Annotated in this window: 27 protein-coding genes; 22 read left to right on the forward strand and 5 right to left on the reverse strand. The window is 53.1% G+C overall.

Features of this window, described 5'->3' with window-relative positions; all coding sequences use genetic code 11:
- Positions 1-23: 23 nt before the first annotated feature.
- From AC4IBF_RS01805 to AC4IBF_RS01815, 3 genes are all read right to left on the reverse strand, one after another.
- Complete coding sequence (locus AC4IBF_RS01805) at positions 24-242, reverse strand: YheU family protein (protein WP_008503016.1); 219 nt, start codon at positions 240-242, stop codon at positions 24-26.
- On the reverse strand, positions 239-1,261 hold the full coding sequence (locus AC4IBF_RS01810; protein ID WP_115876875.1) for a hydrolase: 1,023 nt from the start codon (positions 1,259-1,261) through the stop codon (positions 239-241). The genes AC4IBF_RS01805 and AC4IBF_RS01810 overlap by 4 nt, the downstream gene beginning before the upstream one ends.
- A 112-nt stretch (positions 1,262-1,373) precedes the next feature.
- Entirely contained in the window at positions 1,374-3,278 is a 1,905-nt protein-coding gene (locus AC4IBF_RS01815) for an ABC transporter ATP-binding protein (protein ID WP_248223047.1), read from the reverse strand.
- A gap of 138 nt (positions 3,279-3,416) precedes the next feature.
- On the opposite strand from AC4IBF_RS01815, the gene kefG reads away from it, so the two are divergent.
- The 4 genes from kefG to slyD all read left to right on the forward strand — a co-directional run bounded on the left by kefG (position 3,417) and on the right by slyD (position 6,672).
- A complete protein-coding gene (gene kefG / locus AC4IBF_RS01820) occupies positions 3,417-3,968 on the forward strand; it encodes a glutathione-regulated potassium-efflux system ancillary protein KefG (protein WP_014885493.1) in 552 nt (183 codons plus the stop codon).
- A complete protein-coding gene (kefB, locus tag AC4IBF_RS01825) occupies positions 3,968-5,773 on the forward strand; it encodes a glutathione-regulated potassium-efflux system protein KefB (RefSeq protein WP_491463128.1) in 1,806 nt (601 codons plus the stop codon). The genes kefG and kefB overlap by 1 nt, the downstream gene beginning before the upstream one ends.
- 13 nt (positions 5,774-5,786) lie before the next feature.
- Positions 5,787-5,987, forward strand: a complete 201-nt coding sequence (locus AC4IBF_RS01830; RefSeq protein ID WP_010436300.1) for a YheV family putative zinc ribbon protein — start codon at positions 5,787-5,789, stop codon at positions 5,985-5,987.
- A 94-nt stretch (positions 5,988-6,081) separates the two neighbouring features.
- Positions 6,082-6,672 carry a peptidylprolyl isomerase gene (slyD, locus tag AC4IBF_RS01835; RefSeq protein ID WP_288462032.1) on the forward strand — a complete coding sequence of 197 codons (591 nt, stop codon included), beginning with the start codon at positions 6,082-6,084 and terminating at the stop codon, positions 6,670-6,672.
- A gap of 51 nt (positions 6,673-6,723) precedes the next feature.
- Here slyD and AC4IBF_RS01840 read toward each other — a convergent pair whose 3' ends face one another.
- The gene (locus AC4IBF_RS01840) at positions 6,724-6,942 is read right to left on the reverse strand and encodes a protein SlyX (protein WP_008503009.1); all 219 of its coding nucleotides are present in this window, start codon (positions 6,940-6,942) and stop codon (positions 6,724-6,726) included.
- Positions 6,943-7,180: 238 nt separating this feature from the next.
- Between AC4IBF_RS01840 and fkpA the strand changes: the two genes are divergently transcribed.
- From fkpA to bfr, 11 genes are all read left to right on the forward strand, one after another.
- Positions 7,181-8,002, forward strand: a complete 822-nt coding sequence (gene fkpA, locus AC4IBF_RS01845; RefSeq protein WP_111963789.1) for an FKBP-type peptidyl-prolyl cis-trans isomerase — start codon at positions 7,181-7,183, stop codon at positions 8,000-8,002.
- A gap of 165 nt (positions 8,003-8,167) precedes the next feature.
- Positions 8,168-8,890: a helix-turn-helix transcriptional regulator gene (locus tag AC4IBF_RS01850; RefSeq protein WP_003861697.1), complete on the forward strand. Its 723-nt coding sequence runs from the start codon at positions 8,168-8,170 to the stop codon at positions 8,888-8,890.
- Positions 8,890-9,276: a sulfurtransferase complex subunit TusD gene (tusD, locus tag AC4IBF_RS01855; protein ID WP_115876878.1), complete on the forward strand. Its 387-nt coding sequence runs from the start codon at positions 8,890-8,892 to the stop codon at positions 9,274-9,276. The genes AC4IBF_RS01850 and tusD overlap by 1 nt, the downstream gene beginning before the upstream one ends.
- Positions 9,276-9,635, forward strand: a complete 360-nt coding sequence (tusC, locus tag AC4IBF_RS01860) for a sulfurtransferase complex subunit TusC (protein ID WP_111963791.1) — start codon at positions 9,276-9,278, stop codon at positions 9,633-9,635. Before tusD ends, tusC begins: the two co-directional genes overlap by 1 nt.
- Positions 9,636-9,642: 7 nt before the next feature.
- On the forward strand, positions 9,643-9,930 hold the full coding sequence (gene tusB, locus AC4IBF_RS01865; RefSeq protein WP_045909310.1) for a sulfurtransferase complex subunit TusB: 288 nt from the start codon (positions 9,643-9,645) through the stop codon (positions 9,928-9,930).
- A gap of 124 nt (positions 9,931-10,054) precedes the next feature.
- The gene (gene rpsL / locus AC4IBF_RS01870; protein WP_000246815.1) at positions 10,055-10,429 is read left to right on the forward strand and encodes a 30S ribosomal protein S12; all 375 of its coding nucleotides are present in this window, start codon (positions 10,055-10,057) and stop codon (positions 10,427-10,429) included.
- Positions 10,430-10,525: 96 nt separating this feature from the next.
- Positions 10,526-10,996 carry a 30S ribosomal protein S7 gene (rpsG, locus tag AC4IBF_RS01875; RefSeq protein WP_004106370.1) on the forward strand — a complete coding sequence of 157 codons (471 nt, stop codon included), beginning with the start codon at positions 10,526-10,528 and terminating at the stop codon, positions 10,994-10,996.
- 96 nt (positions 10,997-11,092) lie between these two features.
- Entirely contained in the window at positions 11,093-13,207 is a 2,115-nt protein-coding gene (gene fusA / locus AC4IBF_RS01880) for an elongation factor G (RefSeq protein WP_008503004.1), read from the forward strand.
- Positions 13,208-13,276: 69 nt separating this feature from the next.
- A complete protein-coding gene (gene tuf / locus AC4IBF_RS01885) occupies positions 13,277-14,461 on the forward strand; it encodes an elongation factor Tu (protein ID WP_014068448.1) in 1,185 nt (394 codons plus the stop codon).
- A 179-nt stretch (positions 14,462-14,640) separates the two neighbouring features.
- Positions 14,641-14,835 carry a bacterioferritin-associated ferredoxin gene (gene bfd / locus AC4IBF_RS01890; RefSeq protein ID WP_008503493.1) on the forward strand — a complete coding sequence of 65 codons (195 nt, stop codon included), beginning with the start codon at positions 14,641-14,643 and terminating at the stop codon, positions 14,833-14,835.
- A 72-nt stretch (positions 14,836-14,907) separates the two neighbouring features.
- Positions 14,908-15,384: a bacterioferritin gene (gene bfr / locus AC4IBF_RS01895; protein ID WP_143345607.1), complete on the forward strand. Its 477-nt coding sequence runs from the start codon at positions 14,908-14,910 to the stop codon at positions 15,382-15,384.
- Here bfr and AC4IBF_RS01900 read toward each other — a convergent pair.
- Positions 15,368-15,841: a prepilin peptidase gene (locus AC4IBF_RS01900; protein WP_133295476.1), complete on the reverse strand. Its 474-nt coding sequence runs from the start codon at positions 15,839-15,841 to the stop codon at positions 15,368-15,370. The genes bfr and AC4IBF_RS01900 overlap by 17 nt on opposite strands.
- 380 nt (positions 15,842-16,221) lie before the next feature.
- Here AC4IBF_RS01900 and rpsJ point away from each other — a divergent pair, with 380 nt between their 5' ends.
- From rpsJ to rplV, 7 genes are read left to right on the forward strand one after another with little or no spacing between them, the layout of a single operon-like run.
- Positions 16,222-16,533 (forward strand): 30S ribosomal protein S10, encoded by a 312-nt coding sequence (rpsJ, locus tag AC4IBF_RS01905; RefSeq protein ID WP_001181005.1) that lies wholly within the window; start codon positions 16,222-16,224, stop codon positions 16,531-16,533.
- Between the two features lie 32 nt (positions 16,534-16,565).
- Positions 16,566-17,195 carry a 50S ribosomal protein L3 gene (rplC, locus tag AC4IBF_RS01910; RefSeq protein WP_003863274.1) on the forward strand — a complete coding sequence of 210 codons (630 nt, stop codon included), beginning with the start codon at positions 16,566-16,568 and terminating at the stop codon, positions 17,193-17,195.
- Between the two features lie 10 nt (positions 17,196-17,205).
- A complete protein-coding gene (rplD, locus tag AC4IBF_RS01915; protein ID WP_000424395.1) occupies positions 17,206-17,811 on the forward strand; it encodes a 50S ribosomal protein L4 in 606 nt (201 codons plus the stop codon).
- Entirely contained in the window at positions 17,808-18,110 is a 303-nt protein-coding gene (gene rplW / locus AC4IBF_RS01920; RefSeq protein ID WP_000617546.1) for a 50S ribosomal protein L23, read from the forward strand. Before rplD ends, rplW begins: the two co-directional genes overlap by 4 nt.
- A 17-nt stretch (positions 18,111-18,127) precedes the next feature.
- On the forward strand, positions 18,128-18,949 hold the full coding sequence (gene rplB / locus AC4IBF_RS01925) for a 50S ribosomal protein L2 (RefSeq protein ID WP_008457150.1): 822 nt from the start codon (positions 18,128-18,130) through the stop codon (positions 18,947-18,949).
- Positions 18,950-18,965: 16 nt separating this feature from the next.
- Complete coding sequence (rpsS, locus tag AC4IBF_RS01930; protein WP_001138117.1) at positions 18,966-19,244, forward strand: 30S ribosomal protein S19; 279 nt, start codon at positions 18,966-18,968, stop codon at positions 19,242-19,244.
- Positions 19,245-19,258: 14 nt separating this feature from the next.
- On the forward strand, positions 19,259-19,591 hold the full coding sequence (rplV, locus tag AC4IBF_RS01935) for a 50S ribosomal protein L22 (protein ID WP_002919773.1): 333 nt from the start codon (positions 19,259-19,261) through the stop codon (positions 19,589-19,591).
- Positions 19,592-19,599: the final 8 nt, after the last annotated feature.

Below are 19,599 nucleotides of genomic sequence, written 5' to 3' on the forward strand. Positions count from 1 at the left end.
CCCTGACTGAAAAGGGTGGAAGATCAGCCGTGAAACGCGTTGCGGGGCATGATATTGACCGTCTCATGCAGTTCTGACCACACCAGCACCACGTCGCCGCTTTTCAGCTGGCGCTTTACATCGTTGACCTTTTGCTCAAGCGAGCGTTCCTGTTCACCATAATCGGTGCCTTCGCGTAATACAAAGCTTTCAATCAGATTATCGAGCGTTTCGGGAGCCAGATCCTGCCAGGGAATAATCATTTTGCACCGTCCAGATAAGGGGTTAGCCAGTCAGGAATACGCGCCTCAAGCCACATTTTCGGGCGGCGCAGCGTGCCGCCGATAAACCCGACGTGGCCGCCGTGCTCGGTCAACTGATAGTGAACGTTGTCGGGCAGGAATTCCTGCGCGGGGATCGAGTGATGATCCATAAACGGGTCATCTTTGGCATGAATAATCAGCGTTGGCTGCGTGATCTTGCTGAGCAGCGGCATGGCGCTGCACTGACGATAATAGTCAATCGCATCGGCGAAGCCGTGAATTTTCGCGGTGATCAGGTCGTCGAACTCGCGAATACGGCGTACCTTTTTCAGCTGGCGCAGGCTGACCGGCAGGGTATCCGGGTAGGCCTTCAGTTTACGTGCCGCATTGGCCTTCAGGAGGTTGAGGAGGTAACGCTGGTAGACGCGGGAGAAGCCTTTATCCATATGGTAGCTGCACTGCTCGAGCATAAACGGCGCGGAGACAATGACGGCGGCCTCCAGCGGCACGCTTTCGCCCTCTTTGGCCAGCAAGCAGGCCAGCATATTGCCGCCCAGCGAGTAGCCCACGGCGGCCGTTGGCACGGTGCCATAATTTTCACGCAGCCAGTGTAAAAACCACGTCCCGTCTTCTGTTTCACCCGAGTGATAAATGCGTTTCTGACGATTCGGTTCGCCGCTACAGCCGCGAAAATGCATCACCACGCCGAGCCAGCCGCGCGCCTTTGCCGCCTCAATTAGCCCATGGGCATACGGGCTGTGCAGGCTGCCTTCCAGGCCGTGAAAGACCACCAGACGCGGCTTATGGCGAGCCTGTTCCGGCGCTTCGCTCCAGGCGAGATCCAGAAAATCACCGTCTGGCAGGTCAAGCCGTTGCCAGTGCGGGGTGAACTGAACCTTGCGGCGGATCAGTCGCGGCAGCATGGTCTGCAAATGGGGATTGGCCACGCCGCGCATAGGCACGAACTCAGTGCTGTCTTCGACCGCAATGTCGAAGTCTGATGGGATGATTTGGGTCATAAGCGCGATGCTGATTCTTGTCGGAAATTTACGATACTTTCCGAATTGTACCCCGTTTAAGCTGGATTTCCGAACCCGGTACGGATTCTGTTCTTAAAACGGGGTAAACAGGTCAGTCAGCCTGCAGCATCGCTTCCAGCTGTTCCTGCGCGTCGAGCCACGCCATCTCACACTCTTCAAGGCTGGATTTGGTCTTCGCCTGGGTTTGCAGGCAGTCCGTCAGTTCAGCTTTACGGCTCTGGTCATACAGGCCGCTGTCGCTGAGCTTCTCTTCAACGGTAGCAAGCGTGGCGTTGAGCTTTTCCATCTCTTTTTCGAGACGGGCAATCTCTTTACGCAGCGGCTGCGTCTGGGTGCGCAGCTCCGCTTCACGGCGTTTCTGGTCTTTACGTGCCTGCGCGCTGTTGGCGTTGTCTTTCGCTGACTCCTCCGGCTGGTTCTCCTGCTTCTGCACGTCCGTCAGCCACTGCTGATAGTCTTCCAGATCGCCATCGAACGGTTCCACTTTGCCATCGTGCACTAAGTAGAGATCGTCCGTGGTGGAGCGGATCAGGTGGCGGTCGTGCGAAACCACCACCAGCGCGCCTTCGAACTCAATCAGCGCTTCGGTCAGCGCCTGACGCATATCGAGATCCAGGTGGTTGGTCGGTTCATCGAGCAGCAGCAGGTTCGGACGCTGCCAGACGATCAGCGCCAGCACCAGACGGGCTTTTTCGCCCCCGGAGAAGCGCTCGGTGTTTTCAGTCACCTTATCGCCCTGGAAGCCGAAGCCGCCGAGGTAGTCGCGCAGCTTCTGCTCCATCTCCTGCGGCGCCAGACGCGCCAGGTGCTGAATCGGGGATTCATCCGCGCGTAAAAATTCCAGCTGATGCTGGGCGAAATAGCCCAGCTTGATGCCCTTCGCCAGGCCGATTTCACCCTTGACCGGGTTAAGCTCGCCCGCCAGCAGTTTGATCAGCGTCGATTTACCGGCGCCGTTGCGTCCCAGCAGGCCAATACGTGAACCCGGCACCAGGTTGAGCTTGATGGAGTCGAGAATAATGCGGTCGGCATAGCCCGCGCTGACTTTTTCCATCTTCAGCAGCGGGTTCGGCAGGCTTTCCGGGGCGCGGAAGCTGAAGTGGAACGGGTTATCCACGTGCGCCGGGGCGATCATCTCCATGCGTTCCAGCATCTTGATGCGGCTCTGGGCCTGCTTCGCTTTTGAGGCTTTGGCCTTGAAGCGATCCACGAAGCTCTGCAGGTGTGCCACGCGCTGCTGCTGGCTTTCGTACATGGACTGCTGCTGGGCAAGACGCGTCGCGCGCTGGCGCTCGAAGGAGCTGTAGTTGCCGGTGTACTCGAACATCGTTTGCTGTTCGATATGAATGATTTTATCCACCACCGGGTCGAGGAAGTCGCGGTCGTGGGAGATCAGAATCAGAGTGCCCTGATAGCTCTTGAGCCACTTCTCCAGCCAAATAACCGCATCGAGATCGAGGTGGTTAGTCGGTTCATCGAGCAGAAGCAGGTCAGAGCGGCAGATCAGCGCCTGCGCCAGGTTGAGGCGCATACGCCAGCCGCCGGAGAAGTCGCTGACCGGGCGTTCCAGCTGTTCATTGCTGAAGCCCAGGCCGTGCAGCAGGCTGGAGGCGCGGGAGCGAATGGTCCACGCGTCAATAGCGTCCAGCTTGCCGTGAACCGTGGCAATGGCGTGGCCGTCGTTGCGCTCGTTAGCGGCGTTAAGTTCCGCCTCGAGCTTACGGTACTCACGGTCACCGTCGATAACATAGTCGAGTGCCGGTTCGCTCAGCGCCGGAGTCTCCTGGTTTACCCAGGCGAGCTGCCAGTTTCCCGGGAAGGTAAAGTTACCGCCATCCGCGCTAATCTCGTTTTTCAGCAGCGCCAGCAGGGTGGATTTACCACAGCCGTTTTTGCCGACCAGACCCACTTTTTGGCCTGGGTTGATGGTAGCAGTGGCGTTATCCAGCAGGACGCGCACGCCGCGACGAATTTGTAACGAGGAGAAAACAATCATAGAAGCGCCGTATGTTCCGACTATGTTAATTTGTCATTATGATAATGTAAGGTGTGGGCCATTTTCCGCACCGGGCCGCCATGGTAGCCCAAAACAACAACGATACACAAAAACAGAAACAAGACCGGGAGGGGAATGATGTCTCAGACAGCAAAAGTGCTGCTGCTGTATGCCCATCCGGAATCTCAGGACTCGGTGGCAAACCGGGTGCTGCTTAAGCCGGCCACACAGCTCAGTAACGTGACGGTGCACGATCTCTACGCGCACTATCCTGATTTCTTTATTGATATCCCTTACGAGCAGGAACTGCTGCGTCAGCATGACGTGATTGTGTTCCAGCATCCGCTTTATACCTACAGCTGTCCGGCGCTGCTCAAAGAGTGGCTGGACCGCGTGCTGAGCCGGGGTTTCTCCAGCGGGGTAGGGGGCAATCAGCTGGCGGGAAAGTACTGGCGTAGCGTGATTACGACCGGTGAACCCGAAAGCGCTTACCGCCACGACGGGCTGAACCGCTATCCGATGAGCGACATTCTGCGGCCTTTTGAGCTGACGGCGGCCATGTGCCGTATGCACTGGATGAGTCCGATTATTGTCTACTGGGCCCGTCGTCAGGATCCTAAAGAACTGGCCAGCCACGCCAGAGCCTACGGTGAATGGCTGGCGTCACCGATTCCGGCAGGAGGTCGTTAATGGAAGGATCGAATTTGCTCCTCGCCGGGGTGCTGTTTTTATTTGCGGCCGTCGTCGCTGTGCCGCTTGCTGCACGTATTGGTATCGGTGCGGTACTGGGGTATCTGCTGGCGGGGATCGCGATTGGCCCCTGGGGACTGGGATTCATCAGCGATGTAGATGAAATTCTTCACTTCTCCGAACTGGGCGTGGTGTTCCTGATGTTCATCATCGGCCTTGAGCTGAACCCTTCTAAATTGTGGCAGCTCCGACGCTCCATCTTTGGCGTGGGTGCCGCGCAGGTGGTGTTCAGCGCCGCGATTCTGGGGGGCCTGTTAATGCTGACGAATTTCTCCTGGCAGGCGGCGGTGATAGGCGGGATAGGCCTTGCGATGTCGTCGACGGCGATGGCCCTGCAGCTGATGCGCGACAAGGGGATGAACCGCAACGAAGCCGGTCAGCTGGGTTTTTCGGTGCTGCTGTTCCAGGATTTGGCGGTCATCCCGGCGCTGGCGCTGGTGCCGCTGCTGGCGGGCTCCGGGGACGATCACTTCGACTGGGCAAAAATTGCCATGAAGGTGCTGGCCTTCGCGGGCATGCTGATTGGCGGACGTTTTCTTTTACGTCCGGTGTTCCGCTTTATTGCCGCGTCGGGCGTGCGCGAGGTCTTTACGGCCGCGACGCTGCTGCTGGTGCTGGGGTCGGCGTTGTTTATGGATGCGCTGGGGCTGTCGATGGCGCTCGGGACCTTTATCGCCGGGGTGCTGCTGGCGGAGAGCGAGTATCGGCACGAGCTGGAAATTGCCATCGATCCCTTCAAAGGGCTGCTGTTAGGCCTGTTCTTTATTTCGGTGGGGATGGCGCTCAACCTTGGCGTGCTCTATACCCATCTGCTGTGGGTTGTGGTGAGCGTAGCCATCCTGGTAGCGGTGAAAACGCTGGTACTGTACGCCTTGGCGCGCATTTACGGCTTGCGCAGTTCGGAACGCATGCAGTTTGCCAGCGTGTTAAGCCAGGGAGGTGAGTTTGCGTTTGTGCTGTTCTCTACCGCCTCCTCCCAGAAGCTGTTTAAAGACGATCAGATGGCGCTTTTGCTGGTGACGGTCACGCTGTCAATGATGACCACGCCGCTGCTGATGAAGCTGGTGGATAAACTCCTGTCGCGCCGCCTGAACCCGTCAGACGATGAAGACGAAGCGCCGTGGGTGGAAGATGATAAGCCTCAGGTTATCGTGGTGGGCTTTGGCCGCTTCGGACAGGTGATCGGACGTTTGCTGATGGCGAACAAAATGCGCATTACGGTGCTGGAGCGTGATATCAGCGCGGTCAACCTGATGCGCAAATATGGCTATAAGGTTTACTACGGCGATGCGACCCAGCTCGAGCTGCTGCGCTCGGCGGGGGCAGAAGCTGCAGAGTCCATCGTGATTACCTGTAACGACCCGGAAGACACGATGAAGCTGGTGGATATGTGTCAGCAGCATTTCCCGCATCTGCATATTCTGGCGCGTGCGCGGGGACGTGTTGAAGCTCACGAATTATTGCAGGCGGGTGTGAAACACTTCTCCCGTGAGACATTCTCCAGTGCGCTGGAGCTGGGGCGCAAGGCGTTGATCTCGCTCGGCATGCATCCGCATCAGGCGCAGCGCGCCCAGATGCACTTCCGCCGGCTGGATATGCGGATGCTGCGCGAGCTGATGCCGGTACATACCGATACGGCGCAGATCTCCCGCGTGCGGGAAGCGCGTCGCGAGCTGGAGGAGATCTTCCAGCGCGAGATGCAGCAGGAAAGACGCCAGCTCGATGGCTGGGATGAATTTGAATAAAGGGTAACGAAAGATGGCTGTACGTAAACGCTTTATCGCGGGTGCAAAATGCCCGACCTGCCAGGCGCAAGATACCCTGGCGATGTGGCGGGAAAATAATATTGATGTTGTTGAGTGTGTTAAGTGCGGTCACCAGATGCGTGAGGCCGACAAAGAGGCCCGCGATCACGTTCGCAAAGAAGAGCAAGTGATCGGCATTTTTCATCCAGACTAGCGATATGCTCTGAGTTTTTTTAAGCTTAAGGGTACACGGGTGCAGATTTCCGCTACAATCTGCGCCAGCAATTTTCCCACGCTCAGGAGATATCATGAAAGTAGCAAAAGACCTGGTGGTCAGCCTGGCCTATCAGGTACGTACAGAAGACGGTGTGTTGGTTGATGAGTCTCCGGTGAGTGCGCCGCTTGACTACCTGCATGGTCACGGTTCCCTGATTTCCGGCCTGGAAAACGCGCTGGAAGGTCATGAAGTTGGCGACAAATTTGACGTTGCTGTAGGCGCGAACGACGCTTACGGTCATTATGACGACAACCTGGTTCAGCGCGTTCCTAAAGACGTGTTCATGGGCGTTGACGAACTGCAGGTTGGCATGCGCTTCCTGGCGGAAACCGACCAGGGCCCGGTTCCTGTTGAAATCACCGAAGTGGAAGATGACCACGTCGTGGTTGACGGCAACCACATGCTGGCTGGCCAGAACCTGAAGTTCAACGTCGAAGTTGTTGCGATCCGCGAAGCGACCGAAGAAGAGCTGGCTCATGGCCACGTTCACGGTGCGCACGGTCACGACCATGACCACGATCACGGCCACGATGGCTGCTGCGGTGGTCACGGCCACGACCATGGTCATGATCACGGCCACGGTAAAGGTGGTTGCGGTAACGGCGGCTGCGGCTGCCACTAATTCCGTCATGCGGAAAATAAAAAAGCGGGATTATCCCGCTTTTTTTACGCCTCAATAATGAGGAGGTGGCGTCTCTTCTGACTGAGAGGCAATGTTCGACGGCTGCGTAGCCTTCAGCTTTTCCGTCAGCAGGCGCATATGATCCCGCAGTTTCGCCATTTCGAGCTCATGTGCGGTTACGGTCTGGTTTAGCTCTTCGATGGTGATGTCCTGAAAAGCCAGGCGGCTTTCCAGCTCAGCCATTCTCGCTTCTATCGTTGTATCCTTCATCATTCACCTCGTTTGTTTCAGATTCACCATAATGGCACTGCGGCGGCGCAGTTTAACTGAGTTTATCCTTAAGTACAGTCTGCATCCCCTTGGCAGGAAACTTATTTAAACAAAAATAGTCTGAAAAGTGGCGAGAATTGGAAGTGTCTGTCTGTAGATTTCTTCCGCAACGTTTTATAGTACGTCACTCATTTACGTTTAATGCTGGGGTGAGAGTCCCCAGGCCCTGGAGATATGGATGAAATCACTGTTTAAAGTAACGCTGCTGGCGACGACGATGGCTGTTGCGCTGAACGCGCCGCTGTCATTCGCTGCTGATACTGCTGCGAAGCCTGCTGCCACTGCAGACAGCAAAGCGGCGTTCAAAAATGACGACCAGAAATCCGCCTACGCACTGGGCGCATCTCTGGGTCGTTACATGGAAAACTCTCTGAAAGAACAAGAGAAGCTGGGCATCAAACTGGATAAAGCTCAGCTGATCGCGGGCGTTCAGGACGCATTTGCAGATAAGAGCAAGCTGTCTGACCAGGAAATTGAACAGACTCTGCAGGCGTTCGAAGCGCGTGTGAAGGGTGCCGCGCAGACCAAGATGGACGCGGACGCGAAAGACAACGAAGCGAAAGGCAAAGCCTACCGCGATACCTTTGCTAAAGAGAAGGGTGTGAAAACCTCTTCTACTGGCCTGGTGTACAAAGTTGAGAAAGAAGGCACCGGCGATGCGCCTAAAGACAGCGACACCGTTGTTGTGAACTACAAAGGTACGCTGATCGACGGTAAAGAGTTCGATAACTCTTACACCCGTGGTGAGCCGCTCTCCTTCCGTCTGGATGGTGTGATCCCTGGCTGGACTGAAGGCCTGAAAAACATCAAGAAAGGCGGCAAGATCAAGATGGTCATCCCACCGGATCTGGCCTATGGCAAAACCGGCGTTCCGGGAATCCCAGCCAACTCTACGCTGGTCTTTGACGTAGAGCTGCTGGACATCAAACCGGCACCGAAAGCGGATGCTAAAGCGGACGCACCTGCTGAAGAAAAAGCAGCGACAGACGCTAAGAAGTAATGTGATAAAAACCGCCGCCTTTCAGGCGGCGGTTTTTTTATTGTGGGGCAGATATAATTAACACTGGAAAGCGCTATACACGCTGTATTAATTTAGTTGTCCGTGTAGATAATGAGCCTGCCCTGAAAACCTAACGACAGGCTCCTGAAAAGGAGTGTTTTTTTCATGTCCAGGTCGCTTTTAACCAACGAAACCAGTGAACTTGATTTGCTGGATCAACGTCCTTTCGATCAGACCGACTTCGATATTCTGAAATCCTATGAAGCGGTAGTGGACGGGTTAGCGATGCTCATTGGCTCCCACTGCGAAATCGTATTGCACTCCCTGCAAGATCTGAAGTGTTCCGCCATCCGCATTGCGAATGGTGAGCATACTGGCCGTAAAATTGGTTCGCCAATCACCGACCTTGCATTGCGTATGTTGCATGACATGACCGGCGCGGACAGCAGCGTCTCCAAATGCTATTTCACCCGCGCCAAAAGCGGCGTGCTGATGAAATCAGAAACTATCGCGATTCGAAACCGCGAGCATCGTGTGATTGGGCTGCTGTGCATCAACATGAACCTTGATGTGCCTTTCTCGCAGATCATGAGCACCTTTATTCCACCAGAAACGCCGGATGTTGGCTCTTCTGTTAACTTTGCCTCTTCCGTCGAAGATCTCGTCACTCAGACGCTTGAGTTCACCATTGAAGAAGTGAATGCCGATCGCAACGTCTCGAACAACGCCAAGAATCGCCAGATCGTGCTCAATCTCTATGAAAAAGGGATTTTTGATATTAAAGACGCCATCAACCAGGTGGCCGATCGTCTGAACATCTCCAAGCACACGGTCTACCTCTATATTCGCCAGTTCAAAAGCGGTGATTTCCTGGGACAAGATAAGTAATGCGTTTTGCGTTAATGGTGACAGGCCCGGCGTACGGGACTCAGCAGGCCAGCAGCGCGCTGCAGTTTGCGCATGCGCTGCTGGCGGCCGGACATGAGCTGGCGAGCGTCTTCTTCTATCGGGAAGGGGTGTACAACGCGAACCAGTTTACGTCGCCGGCGAACGATGAGTTTGATGTGGTGCGCGGCTGGCAGGCATTAAACGAAAAGCAGGGCGTAGAACTGCACATCTGCGTGGCGGCGGCACTGCGCCGCGGCGTAACCGATGCAACCGAAGCTGCGCGTCTTGGTTTATCGGGTTCTAACCTGCAGCCCGGTTTTTCGTTAAGTGGTCTGGGCGCGCTGGCACAGGCGGCGTTAACCTGCGACAGAGTGGTGCAATTCTGATGAAGCGTGTGGCATTTGTTTTTAAGTCTGCGCCGCACGGCAGCGCTTCTGGCCGCGAAGGGCTGGATGCGTTACTTGCAACGTCCGCGCTGACCGAAGATATCGGCGTCTTCTTTTTGGGGGACGGGGTGTTTCAGCTTTTGGCTGGGCAACAGCCTCAGGCCATTCTGGCGCGGGATTACATCGCTACCTTTAAAGTGCTGCCGCTGTACGACATCGAAACCCTTTATGTCTGCGCCGATTCGCTGGCCGCTCGCGGTTTGGATGATAAGACGCCTTTCGTGCTGGATGTGACAGTCCTGTCTTCAGCTGCATTGCGCGAACACCTTTCCCACTACGACACCGTTCTGACTTTCTGAGGCTGATATGCTCCATACTCTGAGCCATTCACCGTGGCAATGTGATATCGACGCGTTACTGAGTATGCTGCGCGACGGTGATGACCTGCTGCTGATTCAGGATGGCGTACTTGCTGCACTGGAAGGCAGTCGTTTCGTTGAAATTCTCACGAATGCCCCCATAACAGTCTCTGCGCTGAAGGACGATCTGGATGCGCGGGGTCTTTCTGGTCAAATTTCAGCCAAAATTGACGTGGTTGGCTATACTGATTTCGTCAATCTTACTGTGACGCACGCCAGTCAAATGAACTGGTGATTTGAGATCGCTGTATATTTCTTGACACCTTTTCGACGTAGCCCTAAAATTTCGCGTCCTCATATTGTATGAGGTCGTTTTATTACGTGTTTACGAAGCAAAAGCTAAAACCAGGAGCTATTTAATGGCAACAGTTAACCAGCTGGTACGCAAACCACGTGCACGCAAAGTTGCGAAAAGCAACGTGCCTGCGCTGGAAGCCTGCCCGCAGAAACGTGGCGTATGTACTCGTGTATATACCACCACTCCTAAAAAACCAAACTCCGCACTGCGTAAAGTATGCCGTGTGCGTTTGACTAACGGTTTCGAAGTGACTTCCTACATCGGTGGTGAAGGTCACAACCTGCAGGAGCACTCCGTGATCCTGATCCGTGGCGGTCGTGTTAAAGACCTTCCGGGTGTTCGTTACCACACCGTTCGTGGTGCGCTGGACTGCTCAGGTGTTAAAGACCGTAAGCAGGCTCGCTCCAAGTACGGCGTGAAGCGTCCTAAGGCTTAATGGTTCTCCGTTAAGTAAGGCCAAACTGATTTATCTTAATGTCACACTAAACTCTTTGAGTTTTGGACAATCCTGAATTAACAACGGAGTATTCCCATGCCACGTCGTCGCGTCATTGGTCAGCGTAAAATTCTTCCAGATCCGAAATTCGGATCAGAACTGCTGGCAAAATTTGTAAATATCCTGATGGTAGATGGTAAAAAATCTACTGCAGAAGCAATCGTATACAGCGCGCTTGAGACCCTGGCTCAGCGTTCTGGTAAAAATGAACTGGAAGCTTTCGAAGTCGCTCTCGACAACGTTCGCCCAACTGTAGAAGTTAAGTCCCGCCGCGTTGGTGGTTCTACTTATCAGGTTCCAGTTGAAGTTCGTCCGGTCCGTCGTAATGCCCTGGCAATGCGTTGGATCGTTGAAGCTGCTCGTAAACGCGGTGATAAATCCATGGCTCTGCGTCTGGCGAACGAACTTTCTGATGCTGCAGACAACAAAGGTACTGCAGTTAAGAAACGTGAAGACGTTCACCGTATGGCAGAAGCCAACAAGGCGTTCGCACACTACCGTTGGTAATCCCTTCGGAGTCTTAGTCACCAGGCGGGCGCTTCAGAGAAGCCGCCCGCTCTGGGTAACTTAACTGAACGCCTAAAGATATAAACGAGGAATCAAATGGCTCGTACAACACCCATCGCACGCTACCGTAACATCGGTATCAGTGCGCACATCGACGCCGGTAAAACCACTACTACCGAACGTATTCTGTTCTACACCGGTGTAAACCACAAAATCGGTGAAGTTCATGACGGCGCAGCCACCATGGACTGGATGGAACAGGAGCAGGAGCGTGGTATCACTATCACCTCCGCAGCGACTACTGCATTCTGGTCAGGTATGGCTAAGCAGTACGAACCGCATCGCGTAAACATCATCGACACCCCAGGGCACGTTGACTTCACCATTGAAGTAGAACGTTCCATGCGTGTTCTTGACGGCGCGGTAATGGTTTATTGCGCAGTTGGTGGTGTTCAGCCACAGTCTGAAACCGTATGGCGTCAGGCGAACAAATATAAAGTTCCACGCATCGCGTTCGTTAACAAAATGGACCGTATGGGTGCTAACTTCCTGAAAGTTGTTGGTCAGATCAAAACCCGTCTGGGCGCGAACCCTGTTCCGCTGCAGCTGGCAATTGGTGCTGAAGAAGGCTTCACCGGCGTTATCGACCTGGTGAAAATGAAAGCCATCAACTGGAACGATGCAGACCAGGGCGTTACCTTCGAATACGAAGATATCCCAGCTGCAATGCAGGACCTGGCTGACGAATGGCACCAGAACCTGATCGAATCCGCTGCTGAAGCTTCTGAAGAGCTGATGGAGAAATACCTGGGTGGTGAAGAACTGACTGAAGAAGAGATCAAAAAAGCTCTGCGTCAGCGCGTTCTGAACAACGAAATCATCCTGGTAACCTGTGGTTCTGCGTTCAAGAACAAAGGTGTTCAGGCGATGCTGGATGCGGTAGTTGACTACCTGCCATCCCCGGTTGACGTTCCTGCGATCAACGGCATCCTGGACGACGGTAAAGATACTCCGGCTGAGCGTCACGCAAGCGACGAAGAGCCATTCTCTGCACTGGCGTTCAAAATTGCTACCGACCCATTCGTGGGTAACCTGACCTTCTTCCGCGTTTATTCTGGTGTGGTTAACTCCGGTGACACCATCCTGAACTCCGTGAAAGCGGCGCGTGAACGTTTTGGCCGTATCGTACAGATGCACGCTAACAAACGTGAAGAGATCAAAGAAGTTCGTGCGGGCGACATCGCTGCAGCTATCGGTCTGAAAGACGTGACCACTGGTGACACCCTGTGTGACCCGGATCACCCGATCATTCTGGAGCGTATGGAATTCCCTGAGCCGGTAATCTCCATCGCAGTTGAACCAAAAACCAAAGCTGACCAGGAAAAAATGGGTCTGGCTCTGGGCCGTCTGGCGAAAGAAGACCCATCATTCCGCGTATGGACTGATGAAGAATCTAACCAGACCATCATCGCTGGTATGGGTGAACTGCACCTGGACATCATCGTTGACCGTATGAAGCGTGAATTCAACGTTGAAGCGAACGTGGGTAAACCTCAGGTTGCTTACCGCGAAGCGATTCGCGCGAAAGTTACCGACATTGAAGGTAAACACGCTAAGCAGTCTGGTGGTCGCGGTCAGTACGGTCACGTTGTGATCGACATGTACCCACTGGAGCCGGGCTCTAACCCGAAAGGTTACGAGTTCATCAACGACATCAAAGGTGGTGTAATTCCTGGCGAATACATCCCTGCCGTTGATAAAGGCATCCAGGAACAGCTGAAAGCGGGCCCTCTGGCTGGCTATCCGGTTGTTGACATGGGTGTTCGTCTGCACTTCGGTTCTTACCACGACGTTGACTCCTCTGAACTGGCGTTTAAACTGGCTGCGTCTATTGCCTTTAAAGAAGGCTTTAAGAAAGCAAAACCAGTTCTGCTTGAGCCAATCATGAAGGTTGAAGTAGAAACTCCTGAAGAGAACACCGGTGACGTTATCGGTGACTTGAGCCGTCGTCGCGGTATGCTGCGTGGTCAGGAATCCGAAGTAACTGGCGTTAAGATCCACGCTGAAGTTCCGCTGTCTGAAATGTTCGGATATGCGACTCAGCTGCGTTCTCTGACCAAAGGTCGTGCATCATACACCATGGAATTCCTGAAGTATGATGATGCGCCTAACAACGTTGCTCAGGCCGTTATTGAAGCCCGTGGTAAGTAATCCACAGGATTAAAACCTAAGTCCCGTGCTCTCTCCAGAGGGGAGAGCACTATAGTAAGGAATATAGCCGTGTCTAAAGAAAAATTTGAACGTACAAAACCCCACGTCAACGTTGGTACTATCGGCCACGTTGACCATGGTAAAACTACCCTGACTGCTGCAATCACTACCGTTCTGGCTAAAACCTACGGTGGTTCTGCTCGTGCATTCGACCAGATCGATAACGCACCAGAAGAAAAAGCTCGTGGTATCACCATCAACACCTCTCACGTTGAGTACGACACCCCGACTCGCCACTACGCACACGTAGACTGCCCAGGCCACGCCGACTATGTTAAAAACATGATCACCGGTGCTGCGCAGATGGACGGCGCGATCCTGGTTGTTGCTGCGACTGACGGCCCAATGCCTCAGACTCGTGAGCACATCCTGCTGGGTCGTCAGGTAGGCGTTCCTTTCATCATCGTGTTCCTGAACAAGTGCGACATGGTTGATGACGAAGAGCTGCTGGAACTGGTAGAGATGGAAGTTCGTGAACTGCTGTCTCAGTACGATTTCCCAGGCGACGATACTCCAATCGTTCGTGGTTCTGCTCTGAAAGCGCTGGAAGGCGAAGCTGAGTGGGAAGCGAAAATCATCGAACTGGCTGGCTTCCTGGATTCTTACATCCCAGAACCAGAGCGTGCGATTGACAAGCCATTCCTGCTGCCAATCGAAGACGTATTCTCCATCTCCGGTCGTGGTACCGTTGTTACCGGTCGTGTAGAGCGCGGTATCATCAAAGTTGGTGAAGAAGTTGAAATCGTTGGTATCAAAGAGACTGCGAAGTCTACCTGTACTGGCGTTGAAATGTTCCGCAAACTGCTGGACGAAGGCCGTGCTGGTGAGAACGTTGGTGTTCTGCTGCGTGGTATCAAACGTGAAGAAATCGAACGTGGTCAGGTTCTGGCGAAGCCAGGCTCAATCAAGCCACACACCAAGTTCGAATCTGAAGTGTACATTCTGTCCAAAGACGAAGGCGGCCGTCATACTCCGTTCTTCAAAGGCTACCGTCCACAGTTCTACTTCCGTACAACTGACGTGACCGGTACCATCGAACTGCCAGAAGGCGTTGAGATGGTAATGCCAGGCGACAACATCAAGATGGTTGTGACTCTGATCCACCCAATCGCGATGGACGACGGTCTGCGTTTCGCAATCCGTGAAGGCGGCCGTACCGTTGGCGCGGGCGTTGTTGCTAAAGTTCTGGGCTAATTAATTATCCCCGAATAAAAAAGGACGCTTCGGCGTCCTTTTTTGTTTTCTGCCGCTCAGGTATTTGTCACAAAATTTCGCATTTTTTGCCTGCTCCCGCCCCGCATTCTGGCGTTTGTGCTATTGTAATCATAACCATTCTCACTTACACTTTGCGCATAATTTGAACGGGAGTTTATATGTACGTTTGTTTATGTAATGGTGTAAGCGACAAAAAAATACGTCAGGCCGTTCGCCAGTTCCAGCCCCAGTCATTCCAGCAGCTTCGCAAATTTGTTCCGGTGGGAAATCAATGCGGTAAATGTGTACGTGCTGCGCGAGAGATCATGCAGGACGAACTGATGCAGATCCCGGAATACAAAGAGATCGCGTAAGCGCCCATCTTTTTTTTGACATCCCTGTAGCCCGATCTACGCTTCAATGAGTGGAAGCGGAGGGACTATATAATGAAAGGTGATGTTAAAATCATAAGTTATCTCAATAAATTATTGGGAAATGAGCTTGTCGCAATCAACCAGTACTTTCTTCACGCGAGAATGCTCAAAAACTGGGGACTCAAACGTTTAAACGACGTTGAGTACCATGAATCTATAGATGAGATGAAACACGCTGATAAATATATCGAGCGTATTTTATTCCTTGAAGGCATTCCAAACCTGCAGGATCTCGGCAAGCTGGGCATCGGAGAAGATGTCGAAGAGATGCTGCGTTCCGACCTCAGGCTGGAGCTTGAAGGTGCCAAAGATCTCCGTGAAGCCATTGCATATGCTGACAGCGTACATGACTACGTCAGTCGCGATATGATGATCCAGATCCTGGCCGATGAAGAAGGCCATATTGACTGGCTGGAAACGGAGCTGGATCTCATTGCTAAAATTGGCCTGCAAAACTATCTTCAGTCACAGATTAAAGTGGAAGAATAAGCAACGTCTTCCAGCCAACGCATAAACCCGCTGCTGCCAGAAATGGCCCAAAAGGCAGCGGGTTTTTTATTGCCTTCTTATCAGGGCGGATTAACGAAAAAACAAGAATGCAGAGAAGCGCCATCAGTGCTGCAAGCAACGCCAGCGTAGGCAGTACGCACCAGCCATGCCATGCGCCAAGCGCAGCCAGGTATTTTACATCGCCATATCCCATACCTTCACGCCGGCAGATAAACCAGTAGCCCCAGTAAATAATGGCAAAGGCAATATATCCGGCCATCGCACCCACCACCGCACGTGGCAGAAAATCCGGATGGATACAGAGCTGAAAGAGCAGGCCCGCCCATAGCAGCGGGCAGAGAAATTTATCGGGAAGCAGACCGTAGCGAATATCGGCATGTACAAGTAAGGCAGTCAGCGAAAGATAGATCAGCAGAAAGGGGAGGGTGGTTAGCATGAAAAAGGCCTCAAGCGGGTTTGCGCGCATACTCGTTATAATCGGCCTTGCCGGCAACGCATAAAAAACGGAGATGCGTAGCGGCTCGAAACAAAGCATCGACGCAGATTACATTGCATAAAATGTTGCGCGCTCTTATGAATACTGCGCCTCTGGCGCTTAATTTCTAAACGGCACTTGCGTCTTGCCCAGATTTACGTATAATGCGCGGGCTTGTCGTAATTGACGGCGGGTTCAATCAGAACCAGAGTAGCTCATTTTGTTACTCAACAATGCTCCCAATTGGGGAGCTACGTAAGAACGGTTACACTCTCCCATCAATCGTAATGGGTTTGAGGAGTAATCATTTTCGTTTATAAAATAATTGGAGCTCTGGTCTCATGCAGAACCAAAGAATCCGTATCCGCCTTAAAGCGTTTGATCATCGTCTGATCGATCAATCAACCGCGGAAATCGTCGAGACTGCTAAGCGCACTGGTGCGCAAGTCCGTGGTCCGATCCCGCTGCCGACCCGCAAAGAGCGCTTCACCGTTCTGATCTCTCCGCACGTTAACAAAGACGCGCGCGATCAGTACGAAATCCGCACTCACAAGCGTCTGGTTGACATCGTTGAGCCAACTGAGAAAACCGTTGATGCTCTGATGCGTCTGGATCTGGCTGCCGGTGTAGACGTGCAGATCAGCCTGGGTTAATCAGGTCATCGAGCGATTGAGAGGTTGAAACAATGATTGGTTTAGTCGGTAAAAAAGTGGGTATGACCCGCATCTTCACTGAAGATGGCGTTTCTATCCCAGTAACCGTAATCGAAGTTGAAGCAAACCGCGTTACTCAGGTTAAAGATCTGGCTAACGATGGCTACCGCGCTATTCAGGTTACCACTGGTGCTAAAAAAGCTAACCGTGTAACCAAACCAGAAGCGGGTCACTTCGCTAAAGCTGGCGTAGAAGCTGGCCGTGGTCTGTGGGAATTCCGTCTTGCTGAAGGCGAAGAGTTCACCGTAGGTCAGGACATTAGCGTTGAGTTGTTTGCTGACGTTAAAAAAGTTGACGTAACCGGTACCTCTAAAGGTAAAGGTTTTGCTGGTACCGTTAAGCGCTGGAACTTCCGTACCCAGGACGCTACTCACGGTAACTCCTTGTCTCACCGCGTTCCGGGTTCTATCGGTCAGAACCAGACTCCGGGCAAAGTGTTCAAAGGCAAGAAAATGGCAGGTCAGCTGGGTAACGAACGTGTAACCGTTCAGAGCCTGGACGTAGTACGTGTTGACGCTGAGCGCAACCTGCTGCTGGTTAAAGGTGCAGTTCCGGGTGCAACCGGTAGCGACCTGATCGTTAAACCAGCTGTGAAGGCGTAAGGGGATAGCAATGGAATTAGTATTGAAAGACGCGCAGAGCGCGCTGACTGTTTCCGAAACTACCTTCGGTCGTGATTTCAACGAAGCGCTGGTTCACCAGGTTGTTGTTGCTTATGCAGCTGGTGCTCGTCAGGGTACTCGTGCTCAGAAGACTCGTGCTGAAGTAACTGGTTCTGGCAAAAAGCCATGGCGCCAGAAAGGTACCGGCCGTGCGCGTTCAGGTTCTATCAAGAGCCCGATCTGGCGTTCAGGTGGCGTGACCTTCGCTGCGCGTCCACAGGACCACAGTCAAAAAGTTAACAAAAAGATGTACCGCGGCGCGCTGAAAAGCATCCTGTCCGAACTGGTACGTCAGGATCGTCTGATCGTTGTCGAGAAGTTCTCTGTTGAAGCGCCTAAAACTAAGCTGCTGGCACAGAAACTGAAAGACATGGCTCTGGAAGATGTGCTGATCATCACCGGTGAGCTGGACGAGAACCTGTTCCTGGCCGCACGTAACCTGCACAAGGTTGACGTACGCGATGCGACTGGTATCGACCCGGTTAGCCTGATCGCCTTCGACAAAGTCGTAATGACTGCTGATGCTGTTAAGCAAGTTGAGGAGATGCTGGCATGATTCGTGAAGAACGTCTGCTGAAGGTGCTTCGCGCACCGCACGTTTCTGAAAAAGCGTCTACTGCGATGGAAAAAACAAACACCATCGTTCTCAAAGTTGCTAAAGACGCGACCAAAGCAGAGATCAAAGCTGCTGTGCAGAAACTGTTTGAAGTCGAAGTCGAAGTCGTTAACACCCTGGTAGTTAAAGGGAAAGTTAAACGTCACGGACAGCGTATCGGTCGTCGTAGCGACTGGAAAAAAGCTTACGTCACCCTGAAAGAAGGCCAGAATCTGGACTTCGTTGGCGGCGCTGAGTAAGTCGGAGGAGTAATACAATGGCAGTTGTTAAATGTAAACCGACATCTCCGGGTCGTCGCCACGTAGTTAAAGTGGTTAACCCTGAGCTGCACAAGGGCAAACCTTTTGCTCCGTTGCTGGAAAAAAACAGCAAATCCGGTGGTCGTAACAACAATGGCCGTATCACCACTCGTCACATCGGTGGTGGCCACAAGCAGGCTTATCGTATTGTTGACTTCAAACGCAACAAAGACGGTATCCCAGCAGTTGTTGAACGTCTTGAGTACGATCCGAACCGTTCCGCGAACATCGCGCTGGTTCTGTACAAAGACGGCGAACGCCGTTACATCCTGGCCCCTAAAGGCCTGAAAGCTGGCGACCAGATTCAGTCTGGCGTTGATGCTGCAATCAAAGCAGGCAACACCCTGCCGATGCGCAATATCCCGGTTGGTTCTACCGTTCATAACGTAGAAATGAAACCAGGTAAAGGCGGTCAGCTGGCACGTTCCGCTGGTACTTACGTTCAGATCGTTGCTCGTGATGGTGCTTATGTCACTCTGCGTCTGCGTTCTGGTGAAATGCGTAAAGTCGAAGCAGACTGCCGCGCTACTCTGGGCGAAGTTGGCAATGCTGAGCATATGCTGCGCGTTCTGGGTAAAGCAGGTGCTGCACGCTGGCGTGGTGTTCGTCCTACCGTTCGCGGTACTGCGATGAACCCAGTCGATCACCCACATGGTGGTGGTGAAGGTCGTAACTTTGGTAAGCACCCGGTATCTCCGTGGGGCGTTCAGACCAAAGGTAAGAAGACCCGCAGCAACAAGCGTACTGATAAATTTATCGTACGTCGCCGTAGCAAATAATTTTAGAGGATAAGCCATGCCACGTTCTCTCAAGAAAGGTCCTTTTATTGACCTGCACTTGCTGAAGAAGGTAGAGAAAGCGGTGGAAAGCGGAGACAAGAAGCCCCTGCGCACTTGGTCCCGTCGTTCAACGATCTTTCCTAACATGATCGGTTTGACCATCGCTGTCCATAATGGTCGTCAGCACGTTCCAGTCTTTGTTACCGACGAAATGGTTGGTCACAAACTGGGTGAATTCGCACCGACTCGTACTTATCGCGGCCACGCTGCTGATAAAAAAGCGAAGAAGAAATAAGGTAGGAGGAAGAGATGGAAACTTTAGCTCAACATCGCCATGCTCGTTCTTCTGCTCAGAAGGTTCGCCTTGTTGCTGACCTGATTCGCGGTAAGAAAGTGTCGCAGGCCCTGGACATCCTGACCTATACCAACAAGAAAGCTGCGGTATTGGTCAAGAAAGTACTGGAATCTGCCATTGCTAACGCTGAACACAACGATGGCGCTGACATCGACGATCTGAAAGTCGCGAAAATTTTCGTAGATGAAGGCCCAAGCATGAAGCGCATTATGCCGCGTGCGAAAGGTCGTGCAGATCGCATCCTGAAGCGCACCAGCCACATTACTGTGGTTGTGTCCGATCGCTGAGACTCTGG

Source organism: Enterobacter sp. Taxon_8, assembly GCF_058354585.1.